Here is a 15761-nt window from a genome sequence, read left to right as displayed (position 1 = left end):
GGTGATGAGCAGTCCTGAACTCTTGCTGCGGGTGCTGCGCAGCGAAATGCGCGCGGCCGATCTGACCTACAAGGCCCTGGGCGCACGCCTGGGTCTGAGCGAGTCCAGCATCAAGCGCATGTTCTCGCAGGGGGATATGAGCCTGTCGCGCCTGGCCCAGGTCTGCGAGGCCATAGGCGTGGCCCTGGAGGACGTGCTGCGTCAGGCGGCCGATGCGGTGCCGCGCGCCGACCGGCTCACCCTGGATCAGGAGCGCGCGCTGGTGGCCGACCCGCAATTGCTGATGGTGGCGGTGTGCTGCCTGGGCCATTGGAGCTATGAGCAGATCGTCGAGACCTACCAGATCAGCGAGGCCGAATGCGTGTCCTGTCTCGCGCGACTGGACCGCCTGGGCCTGATCGAGTTGAAGCCCCTGAACCGCTACCGCCTGCACGTCTCGCGCACCTTCCGCTGGCAGCCGGACGGTCCCGTGCAACAGCTGATGCGCCAGCATGTGGTGCCCGACTACTTTGCCGGCCGCTTCGACGGCTCGGGCGAGACCCTGCTGCTGGTGCATGGCCGTTTGTCCGAGGCCAGCGCCCAGGTCATGGAGCAGCGCATCCAGCAGCTGGCGGCCGAGCTGGCCCGGCTGCATCAGGAAGACCAGCGACGCCCGCCCGAGCAGCGCGATGGCTACACCCTGCTGCTCGGCCTGCGCTCCTGGGAGTTCGCCCAGTTCACCGCCATGCGCAGGCCCTCGCCGCAAGAGCAGGCCTAAACCGGGTGGCCCTGGCTCATCCGCCGAGTTTGCCCAAGTAGAGATAGAAGGCCGTTCCGCCGCCGCGGGTGTGGCCCAGGGCCAGATAGACCGGGCCAAAGCGCGTGTCCACGGCCAGGAACCCGCTGCCGGCCAAGCGGAGCTCGCTGGCGCGGAAGACCTGCGCGCGCGGGGTGGCCATGCCGGCCTCGAGGGAGATGCCCAGACGCACGGCCTGGCCCAGCCCCAAGGGCAGGGCGCCGACGCGGCGCGCCATGACCAGGCGCGTCATCAACAGCTGCTCACCGTCGAGCGAGTCGTCAGGCGTACCGGATAGGCGCAGAAAACCACCGAGTGTGCCGGCCTGTCCGCGCAGCGAGCGTTGGAACTCCAGATAGATGTGGCCGGCCCAGTCGTGCCAGCGATAGGCACGCAGCCCCAACACGCTCAGGCTGCTGTCGTCCGCCTCATCCTGGTTGCGCAGGTGGCGCAGCCCCAGGGTCAACAACTGGCCGCGGCTGGGAAAGCTGATGGAGTCCAGCGTATCGACGCGCAGCTGCGCCTCGACGCCGCGGCCCCGCACGCGGATGTCGCTGACCCCCGGTGGCTGGGGCAGTACGGGACGTGCGCGCACCGAGAAGTTGCCGTATCCCAGACGCACATCGCCCCAGTTGCCCAACCTGCGGCCCAGGCTCAGCGTCGCCGAGCGCTGGAACAGGGCGAACCGGGCTGCGCGCAGCCCGTCGGCATAGACATCCGAACCATCGCCCGTGCTGCTGAAATGGGGTGCCAGATACCAAGCCGAGCCCGCGCCCAGGGGCTGATTGAGCTCGGTGCTGAACTCGCGCTGGCTGCCCAGCCGCAGCACGGTGCGCAGCTCGCCGCCCCAGGCGTTGAGCCAGCTCAGCGTGTGCATGGCCACCAGAGAGAAGCGGTTGGCGTCGTCGAAGTTGCTGTAGATCTCCGCGCCCAGGCGCAGCCGGCTCAGGGCCCAGTCGGCCTCCTGAACCTGAAGGGTCACGTGCCGGCGCCCGTCTTCGTCGTTGATGCGGGCATCCACCCGCTCGAAGTCGCCTCGCCCCTGGAGGGCCAGCGCGGCGCGCTCTATTTGTCCCGGCGTGACCGGCTTTCCCGGCTCCAGGTTCTCCAAGCGGGCCAATTCTGCTCGCAGGGCCTCGGGCTTGCTGCGGCGTGTCCCCTCAATCCGCAACTCGGCCAGGACCAGGGCATGCGTGCCTTGTGAGTCATCCTTCACCCCTTGTCGCCGCGCCTGATGCTGCTGATAGTCCCGCTCCGATAGGGCCAGGGCTTCCAAGCGGCTGGCCACGGCCAAGGCGGCGCGTTCGCCCACCTCGATGGCGTCCACACGCTGGCGGAAGGCCATGAAGCCCAAGTCGTCGAGCTGCGGATCGATCAGCACATCATCGGGGCGCAGCTCACGCAGCGAGCGGCCCACATTTTGCTCGGTCAGGATCTGCAGCATCTGATTGGCCACGCCCAGGGCGCTGCGCAGATCGCGCTCCTCCAGCAAGGGGGAGCCCACGTTCACGGCGATGATGATGTCGGCACCCAACTGCCGTGCCACGTCCACGCCCAGATTGCGCACCAGTCCGCCGTCCACCAGCAGCCGCCCCTTGACGCGCACCGGCGCGAACACGCCTGGTACGGCCATGGAGGCGCGCAGGGCCAGGAACAAGGGCTCCTGCGCCAGGGTGCGCAGCTCGCCGCTCACCAGGTCGGTGGCCAGGGCGCGAAAGGGCAGGGGCAGGGCGGCCGTGGGCCGCTCGGCGCTGGCTGGCGTGACCAGCTGCTCCAGGGCCTGTTCCAGGGCGCTGTTGCCGGCCGCGGCCGGGGGCAAGCTCAAACCGCTGCGGTTCAGGTTCAGGTCCAGGCGCGAGCCCACCAGGGTGTCTTCCTCGCGGCGGCTGAAGCTCAGGCTGCGCCGGTCCTGGCGGTCGGCCAGGATGGCCTCCCAGTTGGCCGTCTGCACAAAGGCTTCCAGCTCCGGCACGGTGCGGCCGGCCGCGTAGGCGCCGCCGACCAGGGCGCCCATGCTGGTGCCCACGATCAGGTCCACAGGCACGCGCAGGCGCTCCAGAGCGCGCAGCACGCCGATATGGGCCAGACCCCGTGCGCCGCCGCCGGAGAGCACCAGGCCGATGCGGGGGCGGCTCGGCACAGGCTCGGCCTCGGCCTGCGCAGCGCCGGGTTCGGCACCGACGGTCGGTGCCGCAGACAGCAGCGGAGAGAGGCAAAGGATCAGCAGCGACAATGCGCCACGCAGCTGGGCCGTCAAGGGCATCTGGGTCTGAGTTCTTTTGCAGGAGCGATGACCAAGGCGCGCGCGAGGCGCTAAGCTCACTTCCCCTACTCCATGAGCCGCCCTGAAATGGCCCGCATTATGTTCCGCATCGGTGAAGGCTGGGATACCCATGCCCTGGTTACCGAACGCCCCCTGATCCTGGGCGGCATCACCATTCCCCACACCCATGGCCTGCTCGGTCACTCCGACGCGGATGCCCTGGCCCATGCCCTCACCGACGCCTTGCTGGGAGCGGCGGCCCTGGGTGATATCGGCAAGCTGTTCCCCGACACCGCCGTCGAGTTCAAGGGGGCCGACTCCATGGTCCTGCTGGCCGAAGCCTATCGCCGCGTGCGCGAGGCCGGTTGGGAGATCGTCAATCTGGACAGCACCATCGTGGCCCAGGCGCCCAAGATGGCGCCCCATATTCCCGCCATGCGCGCGCGCCTGGCCGAGGTCCTGGGCATCGAGATCGGCCAGATCAATGTAAAGGCCAAGACGGCCGAGAAGATGGGGCCGGTGGGCGAGGGGCGGGCCATCGAGGCCCGTGCTGTCGCGCTCCTGCAGGCGCTCTGAGGCTCCGCCGGCGCCGCGGCGCTAGCCGGCGCGCTGCAGCCGGATGGTGGTCAGCAGGCCGCCGCCCTCGGCATTGGCGATTTCCAGCTCGCCGCCCATGCGCTGAACCGATTTCTCCACGATGGCCAGGCCCAGGCCGGCGCCTGTGGCCGCCGTGCGTGCGGCGTCGCCCCGGAAAAAGGGTGTGGTCAGGCGCGACAGCTTGTCGGGCGGCACACCCGGGCCATGGTCGCGCAGGCGCAGCGCCACCCAACGGCCTTGGGCCTCGGCGCTGACCTCCACCCAGGCCGCCTCGTTGGGCGCGTGGCCGTAGCGGCGGGCGTTCTCAAAGACATTGAGCAGCACGCGACCCAACTCGGTCTCGTCCGCCAGCACCTGCAGCTGGGGCTGCAGCCGGCAGCTGATGCGCAGCTGGCTGGGGTCGCGGAAGGCTTGGGCCTGATGCTCCACCAGTTCCGCCAGCGACAGGGTGTGCAGCTGCAGTTCGCTGGGCCGCGCATAGTCCATGAACTTGTTGATGATGGCGTCCAGCTGATCAATGTCCTGGGCCATGTACTGGCGCGCGAGTTCGTCGCTCACGCTCATCTCGGCCTCCAGGCGCAAGCGTGCCAGCGGCGTGCGCAGATCGTGGCTGAGACCGGCCAGCATCACGGTGCGGTCCTCTTCCATCTTGCCCAGCTCGCGCGCCATGCGGTTGAAGCCCATATTCACCTTGCGCACCTCGCTGGTGAGGGTGCTTTCGTCCAGGCGCGAGTCGTACTCCCCTTCACGGATGCGGCCGGCCGCGTCGGCCAGCTCGCGCAGGGGGCGGTTGATCAGGCGGGCGATGGCGGCCGAGCCCAAGACCGTCGCCACCAGGGCGATGGCGATCCACCACCAGTTGGAGCCCTCGGTGGAGATGCTCAGGGGCGCTGCGCTGGTCTGCAGCCAGAAGGCGTCGCGCTCGATGCTGAAGCGCACCCACAGCCCATACTCCTCGTTCACGCTGCGCGCAACCACCGTATCGGGGCCCAGGCGGCCGCGCAGTTCCGCGGCCAGCCGGCGCGAGAAGGCGTTCTCCTCATAGGGGCGCCAGCGGTCGCTGGACTCGGCTACCCGCACCTGAACCGCCTCGCTGCTGGACAGGGACCGTATCACGGCCACCCGGCTGATGGCGTCGCCATGTGCCAGGGCGGCGCGGCTGAGGTTCACCAGCCCCGCCAGCTGCTGAGCAGCCTCCAGCGCGCGCGGTTCCGCCTCCAGCGCCTTGAAGGTCTGCTGCCAGGCCAGTACCACGCCCACCAGCAGCAAGGCCTGCAGGGCGAAGGTGCGCCAGAACAGGTTCAGCGCGAGCTGGGGGCGCGACATCAGGCGACGTCGTCGGGCACGAAGACATAGCCCACGCCCCAGACCGTCTGGATGTAGCGGGGTTGGGCAGGATCAGCCTCTAGCAGCTTGCGCAGGCGCGAGATCTGCACGTCCAGGCTGCGGTCAAAGGGCTCGAACTCGCGGCCGCGCGCCAGCTGGGCGAGCTTGTCGCGCGACAGGGGCTGGCGCGGATGGCGCACCAGGGCCTTGAGCATGGAGAACTCGCCGGTGGTGAGGGGCAGGGCCTCGCCATTCTTGGTCAGGCGGCGCAGCGAGAGATCGAACTCGAAGGGGCCGAAACTCACCGACTCGGGTTCCTTGGATGGGGCGCCCGGCGCCTCCATGGCGGGGCGTCGGCGCAGCACCGCATTGATGCGGGCCAGCAGCTCGCGCGGGTTGAAGGGCTTGGCCAGATAGTCGTCGGCCCCGACCTCCAGGCCCACGATGCGGTCCACCTCTTCCACCTTGGCCGTGAGCATGATGATGGGGGTGTTGTCGTTGGCGGCGCGCAGGCGCCGGCAGATGGACAAGCCGTCTTCGCCGGGCAGCATCAGGTCCAGCACCATCAGGTCCACGGTTTCCCGGGTCAGCTGCTTGTTCAGGGCCTTGCCGTCCTCGGCCAGCAGGACATCGAAGCCCTCCTGAGTGAGATAGCGTCGTAGCAGGTCGCGGATGCGGGCGTCGTCATCGACCACCAGAATGCGGTTGGGACGGGGGCTGTTCGGGGTGTTCATGGGCGCTCCGTGGACTGCGGGCTGTGCGATGGCCGCAATTTTTGCAGGGCTGGCCGCCGCTGTTACAAATTGGGCCGGCGGTATTGTGAATGGATGTATCGCGCGTCAACGCCCTCATGTGGGCAGGCGCTAAGCTCCAAGACCTTGCCCATCCATGAAGTAGGGAGATCCCATGCAGAGAATCCAGGCCTTAGTGCTGCTGCCCCTGGCCCTTGCGGCCGGCTTGTCGGCGCAGGCTCAGACCCTTGCCCCGCGCAAGGATGCGCTCAATCTGAGCGCCAGCGCCTCGCAGGAGGTCACGCGTGACACGCTGTCGGTGGTCTTTTCGACCACGCGTGAGGGCGCCGATGCCGCCACCGTCCAGCGTCAGCTCAAGCAGGCGCTCGACGCCGCCCTGGCCGAGGCTCGCAAGAGCGCCAAGCCCGGCGAGCTGGAGGTGCAGACCGGCAACTTCTCCCTCCATCCGCGCTATGCGCCCAAGGGGGGCATCAATGGCTGGCAGGGCAGCGCCGAGCTGCTGGTGCAGGGCAAGGATGCCGCGGCCATTGCCCAGCTCACGGGCCGCATCAGCAGCCTGAGCATTGCCCGCGTGGGCTACAGCCTGTCGCGCGAGGCGCGCGAGAAGGCCGAGGCCGAGGTGGTGGGCCAGGCCATCGCCCGCTACAAGGCCCGTGCGGGCGACTATGCGCGCCAGTTCGGCTTCAGCGGCTACCAGATCGGCGAGGTCAGCGTGAACACCTCGGAGGGGGGCGGCATGCTCATGGCGGCGCCCATGCCGCGCATGAAGGTGGCGGCGGCCGCCATGGCCGAAGAAGCGCTGCCCGTGGAGGCCGGCAAGGAAACCGTCAGCGTCAGCGTCAGCGGTGTGGTGCTGATGAGCAAGTAGGCGGAGTTCAAGCCCCATCGACAAGGCGGCCCCAGGGGCCGCCTTGTTCATGCCGGCGCTGATTTACTGTGCTGTCCAGCCGCCGTCCAGGGCCCAGGACTGCCCCCGCACATTGCTGGCCGCCTCCGAGCACAGGAACACGGCCAACTCGCCCAGCTGCTCGGGCGTGGTGAACTGCAGCGAGGGCTGCTTCTCGGCCAGCAGCTGCTTCTTGGCCTCTTCGTTGCTGAGGCCGGCCGCAGCGGCGCGGGCGTCCACCTGCTTTTGCACCAGCGGGGTGAGCACCCAGCCCGGGCAGATGGCATTGACCGTCACGCCCGTGGTGGCTGTTTCCAGGGCCACGGCCTTGGTCAGACCCACGATGCCGTGCTTGGCCGCCACATAGGCCGACTTCTCCGCCGAGGCCACCAGGCCGTGCACCGAGGCGATGTTCAGCACCCGGCCCCAGCCGCGCGCCTTCATGCCGGGCAGGGCCAGCCGGGTGGTGTGGAAGGCCGAGCTGAGGTTGATGGCGATGATGGCGTCCCAGCGCTCGGTGGGAAACTGGTCCACCGGCGCCACATGCTGGATGCCGGCGTTGTTGACCAGGATGTCGCAGCCGCCGAACTCCTGCGCCACATAGGCCATCATGGCCTCGATCTCGGCGGGCTTGCTCATGTCCGCCCCGTGGTAGCCGACGCGGATGCCCGGCGCCGCGGCGCTCACCTCGGCCTTGGGGCCCTCGGCGTCGCCAAAGCCGTTGAGCACGATGTTCGCACCCTGGCGGGCCAGGGACAGCGCAATGCCCAGACCGATGCCGCTGGTGGAACCGGTGACCAGGGCGGTCTTGCCTTTCAAGGACATGAAAATTCCCGGGGGTTGTTAGGATGGGTGCCAAGGATACAAAACAATGCCGCAAGCCCGCCTCCACCATGTGCAATGTCTCAGCGCCGCCGGGCTGCATCGCATGGCGTACTGGGAGTGGGGCGAGCGCAGCAACCCTCGCGTGCTGGTCTGCGTGCATGGGCTGTCGCGCCAGGGGCGGGACTTCGATGCGCTGGCCTGCGCGCTCACTGATCGCTACCGCGTGATCTGCCCGGATGTGATGGGCCGTGGCGAGTCGGACTGGCGCCCCGATCCCGCGCTCTACCAGATCCCGGTCTATGTCGCCGATATGGTGGCCCTGCTGGCGCGTCTGGATGTGGAGCGCGTGGACTGGCTCGGCACCTCCATGGGCGGCCTGATCGGCCTGGGTCTGGCGGCGCTGCCCGGCAGTCCCATCGATCGTCTGGTGCTCAATGATGTGGGGCCGAGCCTGGAGTACGCAGCCTTGCAGCGCATCGGCAGCTATCTGGGGCAACACATGTGTTTTGCCGATGTGGGCGAGGGCGCCGCGCATCTGCGGGCGATCTCGGCGGGCTTCGGTCCGCACAGCGACTCCGAGTGGCTGGCACTGTCGCGCCCCATGTTTCGAGCACGGCCCGAGGGGGGGGTGCGCCTTCACTATGATCCGTCCATTGCGGCGCCCTTTGCCGCACTGACGCCGGAGCTGGCTGCGGCCGCTGAGCGCGCGCTTTGGCAGGCCTATGAGGCGCTGAGCTGTCCGACCCTCTTGCTGCGTGGCGCCGAATCCGACTTGCTGACCCGCGCCACGGCCGAGGCCATGACGCAGCGTGGCCCGCGGGCCCTGCTGCACGAGTTCGCCGGCGTGGGGCATGCGCCGACGCTGATCCGACCCGAACAGATTGCGGTCGTGCGTCAATTCTTGAAGTAGCAGTGTTTCGATGAAGACAGGATTGCCCAGCCCGGGCGAGCAGGCCGCCACCATCGTGGCCCTGGCCGACAAGGAGTTGCAGGACGGCGGCGCCGGTCAGGTGGCACGCGCGCGGGCCTTTGCCGAGCCCTTGCTCTCGGGGCAGGCACTGGACACCGGGGAGGATGCCCTGGCCCATGCTGATGGTGTGGCCGCCATCCTGGGCGGCGTGGGTGCGGCGCCGGCCATGCAGGCCGCCTCCTACCTCGTCTATGCCGGCGACTATCTCAACAAGCCCGAGGAGATCGTGGCCAAGGCCTTTGGCGAGAGCTATGCCAGCCTGGTCACCCACACCCGCAAGCTGGTGCAGATCCAGCGCGCCGCGCGCGAGGGCGAGGCCCTGTTGTCCGAGGGCGGCGGCAAGGACGCTGCCGAGCAGCGCCAGCAGCAGACCGAGCGGGTGCGCAAGATGCTGCTGGCCTTCTCGCGCGATCTGCGCGTGGTGCTGCTGCGCCTGGCCTCGCGCCTGCAGACCCTGCGCTACTTTGCTGCCAGCAAGACGGCCTGCCCGCAGGCCATCGCGGCCGAGTCGCAGCAGGTCTTCGCGCCGCTGGCCAATCGCCTGGGCATCTGGCAGATCAAGTGGGAGCTGGAGGATCTGTCCTTCCGCTTTCTGAAGCCTGAGGCCTACAAGGAGCTGGCCCGCGCCCTGGACGAGAAGCGCCTGGAGCGCGAGCAGCGCGTGGAGGCCACGCGCAGTGCGGTGGAGAACGATCTGCGCGCCCAGGGCTTGCAGGCGGAGGTGCAGGGGCGCCCCAAACACCTCTACAGCATCTGGAAGAAGATGCAGGGCAAGAGCCTGTCGCTGGACCGGGTCTTCGATCTGCGCGCCCTGCGCGTGATCGTGCCCGAGGTGGCCGACTGCTACGCCTGCCTGAGCCGCCTGCACGAGCTCTACACGGCCGTGCCCGGTGAGTTCGACGACTACATCGCCCGCCCCAAGCCCAATGGCTATCAGAGCCTGCACACCGTGGTCATCGGACCGGATGGACGGACCATGGAGGTGCAGATCCGCACCCGTGCCATGCACGAACATGCCGAGCATGGGGTGGCAGCGCACTGGGCTTACAAGGAGGCGGGTGCACGCGGCTACGCCGGTGTGGTGGCGGCGGGCGACTTCGAGGAGCAGGTGGCGGCGGCGCGCAAGGCCGTGCTGCGCCAGCTGCTGGCCTGGGAGCGCGAGTTCGCTCAGAGCGAAGACGCGGTCTTTGACGATCGCATCTACGTCTTCACGCCGCAGGCCACCGTGGTCGAGCTGTGCAAGGACGCCACGCCCATCGACTTTGCCTACACGGTGCACACCGACCTGGGCCACCGTTGCCGCGGCGCCAAGGTCGATGGGCAGATGGTGCCGCTCAACACCCGGCTGAAGAACGGTCAGACCGTGGAGGTGATTGCGCTCAAGGAGGGCGGACCCTCGCTGGACTGGCTCAACACCGAGCTCGGCTATCTGCAAAGCCAGCGCGCGCGAGCCAAGGTGCGGGCCTGGTTCAATGCGCAGGTGCAGGCCCAGACCATCGCCAAGGGGCGGGAGCTGGTCGAGAAGCTGCTGCAGCGAGAGGGCAAGACGGCCACCAAGCTGGAGGACCTGGCCTCGCGTCTGGGCTTCAAGAGTGCCGATGCGCTCTTTGAGGTGGTGGGCAAGGATGAGTACTCGCTGCGCAATATCGAGACCCTGCTGCGCCCCCCCGTGCCCGAGGCCGACGAGGATGAGCTGCTGGCCCAGCGCCGCACCAAGAGCAGCAGCCCGAGTGCAGCGCCCCGCGGCGGTGTGCTGGTGGTGGGGGTGGATTCGCTGCTGACGGGTCTGGCCCGCTGCTGCCGTCCGGCACCGCCCGACCTGATTGGCGGCTATGTCACCCGTGGCAAGGGGGTCGCCATCCACCGCACTGACTGCAGCAATTTCCGTGAGATGGCGCGCAGCGCGCCGGAACGCGTGATCGCCGTGGCCTGGGGTGAACGTCCGGAAAAGGGCGCCGTCTATCCGGTGGATGTGGTGGTGGAGAGTAACGACCGACAGGGCCTGTTGCGCGACATCCTGGAAGTTTTTGCCAAGGAAAAGATGAACGTCACTGCGGTGAACACCCAGTCGCACAAGGCCGGCCACAAGGCCGCACCGCGTCTGGCCAAGGGTGACACGGCCTGGATGAGCTTCACGGTGGAGGTCAGCGACTCGGCCCGCCTGGCCCAGGTGCTGCACAACCTGGCCCAGATCAACGGGGTGCGCGGTGCACGGCGTCGCTAGCACCCAAGTGTGAAAAACTGGCGTGATCGCCGCGTGAGTTTTGAGAAGCCGGATTTCCGCGCTATACTAGCGAGCTCTTCAGGCGCGTAGCTCAGTTGGTTAGAGCACCACCTTGACATGGTGGGGGTCGTTGGTTCGAATCCAATCGCGCCTACCAAATCTGCTGAACCAGGTTCGCGGGTTTGGAAAGTCATGAAGAGCAGCTGCTCTGGACGAAACGCGCAAGCGCTTCGGCAGCACCAAGAATTCCAGGCGCGTAGCTCAGTTGGTTAGAGCACCACCTTGACATGGTGGGGGTCGTTGGTTCGAATCCAATCGCGCCTACCAAATGCGGTAGCAATACCTCGGCACATCAAAGCCCGGCTGCATCAGCGTCCGGGCTTTTTGCTTGGTGGGTCCAAATCTGCCCGCGTGTCGGCGACGCCACCGGCGGTGGAGGCCATCCGTGAAGATGCCCATGCGCATGGCATCGCGCAGCGTCAACAATGCGCGCTCGCCAAACTGCCCTGCATTGCACTCATGATCTTGTTGTCCCGCCTGCTTCGCCCCACGCTGCTTGTTCTGGCGGCGCTGGGACTCGGTGGGTATGCTTGGGCGGCGGACGGCCCCTCGCTGGCCCGCATCAAGGCCACGGGGGTGGTGGTGATGGGCTATCGGCCCGCCTCCCTGCCTTTTTCCTATCTGGACGACAAGCTTAAGCCCATCGGCTATTCCATCGAGCTCTGCGATCGCGTGATCGCGGCGCTCAAGCTGCAGCTCAAGCTGCCCGAGCTGGAGACCAAGCGCATTGCCGTGAGCTCGGCCACCCGCATGCCCCTGGTGGCCAATGGCACGCTGGACATGGAATGTGGCATCACCACCCACACGGCGGAGCGCGCGCGCAGCCAGGCCTTTTCCATCACCACCTTCGTCACCGAGACCAAGCTGATGTCCCGGCGTGCGGACGCCTTCCAGACGCTGGCCGATCTGCGCGGCAAGTCCGTGGTTTCCACCATCGGGACGACCAGCATCCAGCATCTGCATGCGGTCAATGAGCAGCAGGATCTCGGCATACGCCTGATCGCGGGCCTGGACGACCCCGAGGCCTTTCATCTGCTGCAGACCGGCCGCGCCCGCGCCTTCATGATGGACGATGTGCTCTTGCGCAGCCTGCAGGCCCAGGTGAGCGGCGGCGAGGGCTATGTGATCTCCGATCGCGCGCTCACGGTGGAGCCCTACGCCATCGGCTTGAGCCGGGATGATCCCGCGTTCAAGCGCATGGTGGACGAGGTGCTGGCCGGTCTGTATCGCAGCGGCGAGATCCAGCAGATCTACAAGCGCTGGTTCGAGTCGCCCATCCCACCCAAGGGCATCAATCTGCGCATGCCCATGAGCGAGGCCTTCAAGCGCGTGATCGCCAACCCGACCGACACGCCCGATCCCGCGTTCTATCGCTGAACCTGCTCCAGCTTTTCCAAGCGGGTGCCGCCGATCCGGCTTTGCCGGGCGGCCGGCACCGCCCCCTTGAGGGGGCTCGCGAAGCGAGTAGGGGGTGGGCTATCGGAAGCTGTCGATGTCGATGCCGTGGCGGTGCAGCTTGTCGTAGAGCGTCTTCTTGGCAATGCCCAGCAGCTCCATGGCCGCGGGCACCTTGCCCTGGGTGCGGCGCAGGGCCTGCTCGATCAGGGCCTTCTCCACCACATCCATCTGGCGGGCCAGGTTCAGGGGTGGCACATCCTGCAGCAGGGCGCTGCTGTCCAGATTGTCCAGGGCAAGCACGAAGCGGTCGGCCGCATTGCGGATCTCGCGCACATTGCCCGGCCAGTCATGCGCCATCAGCTCGCGCAGGCCATCGGCACTGAGCTCGGGGGCGCTGCGCTCATAGCGGGCGCAGGCCTGGGCCACGAAATGCTGGAAGAGCAGGGGAATGTCCTCGCGCCGCTCGCGCAGCGGCGGGATGCGCAGCGTGGCCACATTGAGCCGGTAGTAGAGGTCGCTGCGGAACTTGCCCTGCTCGCCCAGCTCGCGCAGATCGGCTTTGCTGGCCGCCACGAAGCGCACATTGATGGGCAGTTCCTCGTTGGAACCCAGGCGCTCCAGGCGCCGCTCCTGCAGCACGCGCAGCAGCTTGATCTGCAGCGCAATGGGCATGGTCTCGATCTCGTCCAGCAGCAGGGTGCCGCCGTTGGCATGCTCGATCTTGCCGATGCGGCGCTTGGCGGCCGAGGTGAAGGAGCCGGGCTCATGGCCGAAGAGCTCGCTCTCGAACAGGGCCTCGGGCAGGCCGCCGCAGTTGATGGCCACGAAGTTGCGGTCGCGCCGCGCGCTTTGGTCATGCAGACAGCGTGCCACCAGCTCCTTGCCGGTGCCGGTCTCGCCCAGGATCATCACATCGGCCGAGGTGCTGGCCAGATTGAGGATCTGGCGCCGCAGCTGCTGCATGGCGGGCGAGTTACCGAGCAGCGCGGCCTCGATGCCGGTGGCCTGCTGGAGCTGGCTGCGCAGGCGCTCCGCGCTGCCTCGCAGCAAGCGGGTGTCCAGCGCGCGCCGGGCCGTATCGATCAGGCGCTCGGGCGCAAAAGGCTTCTCGATGAAGTCGTAGGCGCCGTCGCGCATGGCCTGCACCGCCATGCCCACATCGCCATGGGCCGTGATCAGGATCACCGGGATGCTGGCATCCACGGCCTGCACATGGGCCAGCAGGGCGCGCCCATCCATGCCCGGCAGCCGTACATCGCTGATCACGATGATCTGCGCTCCGGCGCTGATATGCGGCAGGGCCTCCTCGGCCGAGCGGCAGGGTATGGCGTTCAGGCCGGCCAGCTCCAGGGTCTGGGTCAGGCTGACGCGCACCGGCAGATCGTCCTCCGCGAAGACGATGCTGTATCCCTCAAACATGCTGTGTTGCTTCCTCTACGGCATCCCAGGTCACGACGGCCAGATCGAACTCGAAGACCATGCCCTGGGACTGGCGTTCGGCGCGCAGGGTGCCGCCGAACTCGTGCACGATTTTCGATGAGATCACCAGGCCCAGGCCCAGGCCCTCGCCGGCCGGCTTGGTGGTGAAAAAGGGTTCAAACAGGCGCGGCAGCAGCGCCTCGTCCAGGCCGCGTCCGCTGTCGACCACCCGCACGAGGACCCGATCCTGGCCTTGGGGCAGCGCGTCGATGCACAGCACGCGAATGGGTTCCCCCTTCATCGCGTCCAGTGCGTTGCCCACCAGATTGACCAAGACCTGCTGCAGGCGGTTGGCCTCGCAGTACACCCGCAGTCCGGCCGCGACCCGCAGCTGCAGCTCGATGTGCTCATCGCGCAGCCGATGCTGGAAGAGCAGCAGGGCCGCATGCACCGAATCCAGCAGCGAGACCGGCGCGGTGATGAGCTCGTTGCGCCGTGCAAAGCTCTTGAGCTGGCGCGTGATCTGGCCCATGCGCTCCACCATCTCGTCCATGATCCGCAGGTTCTCGGCCACCGCCTGGGGCTTGCCGGCCTCCAGCAGCAGCTGGGAGTTGCGGGCGAGGGCGCGCAGGGCCGTGAGCGGCTGGTTCACCTCGTGCGAGATGCCGGCCGACATCTGGCCCAACACGGCCAGCTTGCCGGCCTGCACCAGCTCATCCTCGGCCTGCAGGCGCTGGGCGATCTGGCGCTTAAGCTCGGCATTGGCATTGAGCAGCTCGGCGGTGCGCATGTCCACCACCCGCTCCAGCTGGGCATGCGCCTGCTGCAGCTCCGCCTTGGCCTGGAAGACCTGGTGCAGGGCGCGGCGACGCGAGGCCAGATAGAGCGCTACCAGGCCCAGACTGGCGCCGAAGGCCGCGCCGCTCCAGCCCGCTTGGCGGGCCTGGCGCCAGACCTCGCTCGGGTCGGACAAGGCCACCATGCGCAGGCCCAGCGGAACCAGCAGGCGCTCCTGGGCCAGCAGCAGGGGCCCCTCGATCACCCTGGGCTTGTCCTCCAGGGGCGGAACTCTGACCAGACCCGCATTGCTGCCGGCCAGCCGGCGCGGGTCGACGCCCACGCTGGTGAAGGGCGACTCCGGGTAGTGGCCGCTGAGGCGCAGCGCCTGCCGTCTGGCCTCATCGGCCTGGCCCAGCACAAAGAACTTCCAGTAGGGCACCGAACTCATGATGATCACGTCCTGCTCGTCCGCGACCAGCAGGCGCTCGCCCTGGCTGCGCAGGCCCAGATCCACCCAGGTGGCCTCCAGCGGGGCCAGGCTTAGGCGCACCACAATCACGCCCAGCAGCCGCTCCTGCTGGCGTACGGGCTGCAGCAGAAAGAAGTCGCTACTGCGCCCCTCCGAGTCGGTGGCAAAGAAGTGCCGTCGGTCGCTGGCAATGGCCTCGGCCAGACGCCGGGGCGCGGGGCTGTCGTCGCTGGCGGCCAGCACCCGGGCCTGAGCGTCTGCCACCAGGATCTGCATCGTGCCTGCCCGCACGTTCACCCGGGCCAGGGTCTGGTGGGCGCGTTGGCGCAGGGTCATGTCTTGCGGATTTCTCAGCAAGGCCTGCAGGCTGTCGTCCACGGCCAGCAGACTGGGCAGATAGCTGTGCCGACCGAGCTCGGCCTCCAGATTGGAGGCGTAGAGCTCCAGCCGCTCATTGGCCAGGGCTTCCAGATGGGACAGCCCGGCACTCTCGCTCAGACGCTGGCCCAGCAGCCAGCCCAGCAGCATCAGGGCTACCGTGACATAGCTCAGGAAACTGGGGCGGCTCAGGCGGCGACTCAGTCGCTCGCGCCAGCGGAGCAGGGCGTCTTTCTGAAACATGGGGCGGGGTGCAATGCGGCGCAGTGTGCCGCAGGCAGCCACTCTTTGTGCGCCGCGTCCGCTGCTTTTTGCGCCGAGGCGGAAAACCGCACCGTGCGAAAGGGGTGTTGTGTGGATTTCCGCCCTGTGATGCGCTGCCCTCTGGTGCATCCAGGTGTCAGTCTGGTGAATCCAGCCGCAAACTGGGGTTTGATGCCGCTCAAACCTCGGTGATTACCCGCATTCATGGCTTTTTGGCATATGGATTGCAAACAGCCTGGCCCAGTAGGCGGCTCGGCCGTCATCCAACTGAAGGGGCTTTATGGAAATCTTTTTCCAGCAAATCATCAACGGGCTGGTGCTGGGAAGCATGTATGCCTTGGTGGCCTTGGGGTACACGATGGTGTACGGGATCAT

General features: G+C 67.7%; 12 protein-coding genes, 2 tRNA genes and 1 pseudogene. 9 read left to right on the top strand and 6 right to left on the bottom strand.

Annotated features, from left to right (window positions below; all coding sequences use genetic code 11):
* Window positions 1–4 precede the first annotated feature (4 nt).
* Complete coding sequence (locus DFR39_RS18520) at window positions 5–757, top strand: helix-turn-helix domain-containing protein (protein ID WP_133605327.1); 753 nt, start codon at window positions 5–7, stop codon at window positions 755–757.
* A 16-nt stretch (window positions 758–773) separates the two neighbouring features.
* Here DFR39_RS18520 and DFR39_RS18515 read toward each other — a convergent pair whose 3' ends face one another.
* On the bottom strand, window positions 774–3038 hold the full coding sequence (locus DFR39_RS18515) for a patatin-like phospholipase family protein (protein ID WP_162849584.1): 2265 nt from the start codon (window positions 3036–3038) through the stop codon (window positions 774–776).
* An 87-nt stretch (window positions 3039–3125) separates the two neighbouring features.
* On the opposite strand from DFR39_RS18515, the gene ispF reads away from it, so the two are divergent.
* Window positions 3126–3614, top strand: coding sequence for a 2-C-methyl-D-erythritol 2,4-cyclodiphosphate synthase (ispF, locus tag DFR39_RS18510; protein WP_281277276.1), 489 nt, complete (start codon window positions 3126–3128; stop codon window positions 3612–3614).
* Window positions 3615–3635: 21 nt separating this feature from the next.
* Here ispF and DFR39_RS18505 read toward each other — a convergent pair whose 3' ends face one another.
* On the bottom strand, window positions 3636–4961 hold the full coding sequence (locus tag DFR39_RS18505; protein WP_133605325.1) for an ATP-binding protein: 1326 nt from the start codon (window positions 4959–4961) through the stop codon (window positions 3636–3638).
* The gene (ompR, locus tag DFR39_RS18500; protein ID WP_133605324.1) at window positions 4961–5695 is read right to left on the bottom strand and encodes an osmolarity response regulator transcription factor OmpR; all 735 of its coding nucleotides are present in this window, start codon (window positions 5693–5695) and stop codon (window positions 4961–4963) included. The genes DFR39_RS18505 and ompR overlap by 1 nt, the downstream gene beginning before the upstream one ends.
* 172 nt (window positions 5696–5867) lie before the next feature.
* Here ompR and DFR39_RS18495 point away from each other — a divergent pair, with 172 nt between their 5' ends.
* Window positions 5868–6581: an SIMPL domain-containing protein gene (locus DFR39_RS18495; protein ID WP_133605323.1), complete on the top strand. Its 714-nt coding sequence runs from the start codon at window positions 5868–5870 to the stop codon at window positions 6579–6581.
* Between the two features lie 63 nt (window positions 6582–6644).
* On the opposite strand, the gene DFR39_RS18490 is transcribed toward DFR39_RS18495, so the two are convergent.
* The gene (locus tag DFR39_RS18490) at window positions 6645–7424 is read right to left on the bottom strand and encodes a 3-hydroxybutyrate dehydrogenase (protein WP_133605322.1); all 780 of its coding nucleotides are present in this window, start codon (window positions 7422–7424) and stop codon (window positions 6645–6647) included.
* Window positions 7425–7470: 46 nt separating this feature from the next.
* Between DFR39_RS18490 and DFR39_RS18485 the strand changes: the two genes are divergently transcribed.
* The 5 genes from DFR39_RS18485 (at window position 7471) to DFR39_RS18465 (ending at window position 12055) form a co-directional block, all read left to right on the top strand.
* A complete protein-coding gene (locus tag DFR39_RS18485; protein WP_133605321.1) occupies window positions 7471–8334 on the top strand; it encodes an alpha/beta fold hydrolase in 864 nt (287 codons plus the stop codon).
* Between the two features lie 10 nt (window positions 8335–8344).
* Entirely contained in the window at window positions 8345–10618 is a 2274-nt protein-coding gene (locus DFR39_RS18480; RefSeq protein ID WP_133605320.1) for a RelA/SpoT family protein, read from the top strand.
* A gap of 80 nt (window positions 10619–10698) precedes the next feature.
* A tRNA-Val gene (locus tag DFR39_RS18475) sits at window positions 10699–10775 on the top strand.
* Between the two features lie 93 nt (window positions 10776–10868).
* Window positions 10869–10945: transfer RNA gene (locus tag DFR39_RS18470), tRNA-Val, on the top strand.
* Window positions 10946–11137: 192 nt separating this feature from the next.
* Entirely contained in the window at window positions 11138–12055 is a 918-nt protein-coding gene (locus DFR39_RS18465) for an amino acid ABC transporter substrate-binding protein (RefSeq protein ID WP_133605319.1), read from the top strand.
* Between the two features lie 99 nt (window positions 12056–12154).
* Here DFR39_RS18465 and DFR39_RS18460 read toward each other — a convergent pair whose 3' ends face one another.
* Window positions 12155–13495, bottom strand: coding sequence for a sigma-54-dependent transcriptional regulator (locus DFR39_RS18460; protein ID WP_133605318.1), 1341 nt, complete (start codon window positions 13493–13495; stop codon window positions 12155–12157).
* Complete coding sequence (locus tag DFR39_RS18455; RefSeq protein WP_133605317.1) at window positions 13488–15365, bottom strand: sensor histidine kinase; 1878 nt, start codon at window positions 15363–15365, stop codon at window positions 13488–13490. The genes DFR39_RS18460 and DFR39_RS18455 overlap by 8 nt, the downstream gene beginning before the upstream one ends.
* A 301-nt stretch (window positions 15366–15666) precedes the next feature.
* Here DFR39_RS18455 and DFR39_RS18450 point away from each other — a divergent pair.
* Window positions 15667–15761, top strand: a pseudogene (locus DFR39_RS18450) (branched-chain amino acid ABC transporter permease); the annotation flags it as partial.

The organism is Roseateles asaccharophilus (assembly GCF_004362405.1).
In the GTDB taxonomy this organism is placed as follows: domain Bacteria; phylum Pseudomonadota; class Gammaproteobacteria; order Burkholderiales; family Burkholderiaceae_C; genus Kinneretia; species Kinneretia asaccharophila.
The sequence above is the reverse complement of the archived record's forward strand: the minus strand, read 5'-3'. Positions and strand labels throughout refer to the sequence as shown.

Excerpts from the sequence above, each read along its gene's own strand:
- DFR39_RS18520 (WP_133605327.1), top strand. The coding sequence starts at position 5 with ATGAGCAGTCCTGAACTCTTGCTGCGGGTGCTGCGCAGCGAAATGCGC.
- DFR39_RS18515 (WP_162849584.1), bottom strand. The coding sequence starts at position 3,038 with ATGCCCTTGACGGCCCAGCTGCGTGGCGCATTGTCGCTGCTGATCCTT.
- ispF (WP_281277276.1), top strand. The coding sequence starts at position 3,126 with ATGGCCCGCATTATGTTCCGCATCGGTGAAGGCTGGGATACCCATGCC.
- DFR39_RS18505 (WP_133605325.1), bottom strand. The coding sequence starts at position 4,961 with ATGTCGCGCCCCCAGCTCGCGCTGAACCTGTTCTGGCGCACCTTCGCC.
- ompR (WP_133605324.1), bottom strand. The coding sequence starts at position 5,695 with ATGAACACCCCGAACAGCCCCCGTCCCAACCGCATTCTGGTGGTCGAT.
- DFR39_RS18495 (WP_133605323.1), top strand. The coding sequence starts at position 5,868 with ATGCAGAGAATCCAGGCCTTAGTGCTGCTGCCCCTGGCCCTTGCGGCC.
- DFR39_RS18490 (WP_133605322.1), bottom strand. The coding sequence starts at position 7,424 with ATGTCCTTGAAAGGCAAGACCGCCCTGGTCACCGGTTCCACCAGCGGC.
- DFR39_RS18485 (WP_133605321.1), top strand. The coding sequence starts at position 7,471 with ATGCCGCAAGCCCGCCTCCACCATGTGCAATGTCTCAGCGCCGCCGGG.
- DFR39_RS18480 (WP_133605320.1), top strand. The coding sequence starts at position 8,345 with ATGAAGACAGGATTGCCCAGCCCGGGCGAGCAGGCCGCCACCATCGTG.
- DFR39_RS18465 (WP_133605319.1), top strand. The coding sequence starts at position 11,138 with ATGATCTTGTTGTCCCGCCTGCTTCGCCCCACGCTGCTTGTTCTGGCG.
- DFR39_RS18460 (WP_133605318.1), bottom strand. The coding sequence starts at position 13,495 with ATGTTTGAGGGATACAGCATCGTCTTCGCGGAGGACGATCTGCCGGTG.
- DFR39_RS18455 (WP_133605317.1), bottom strand. The coding sequence starts at position 15,365 with ATGTTTCAGAAAGACGCCCTGCTCCGCTGGCGCGAGCGACTGAGTCGC.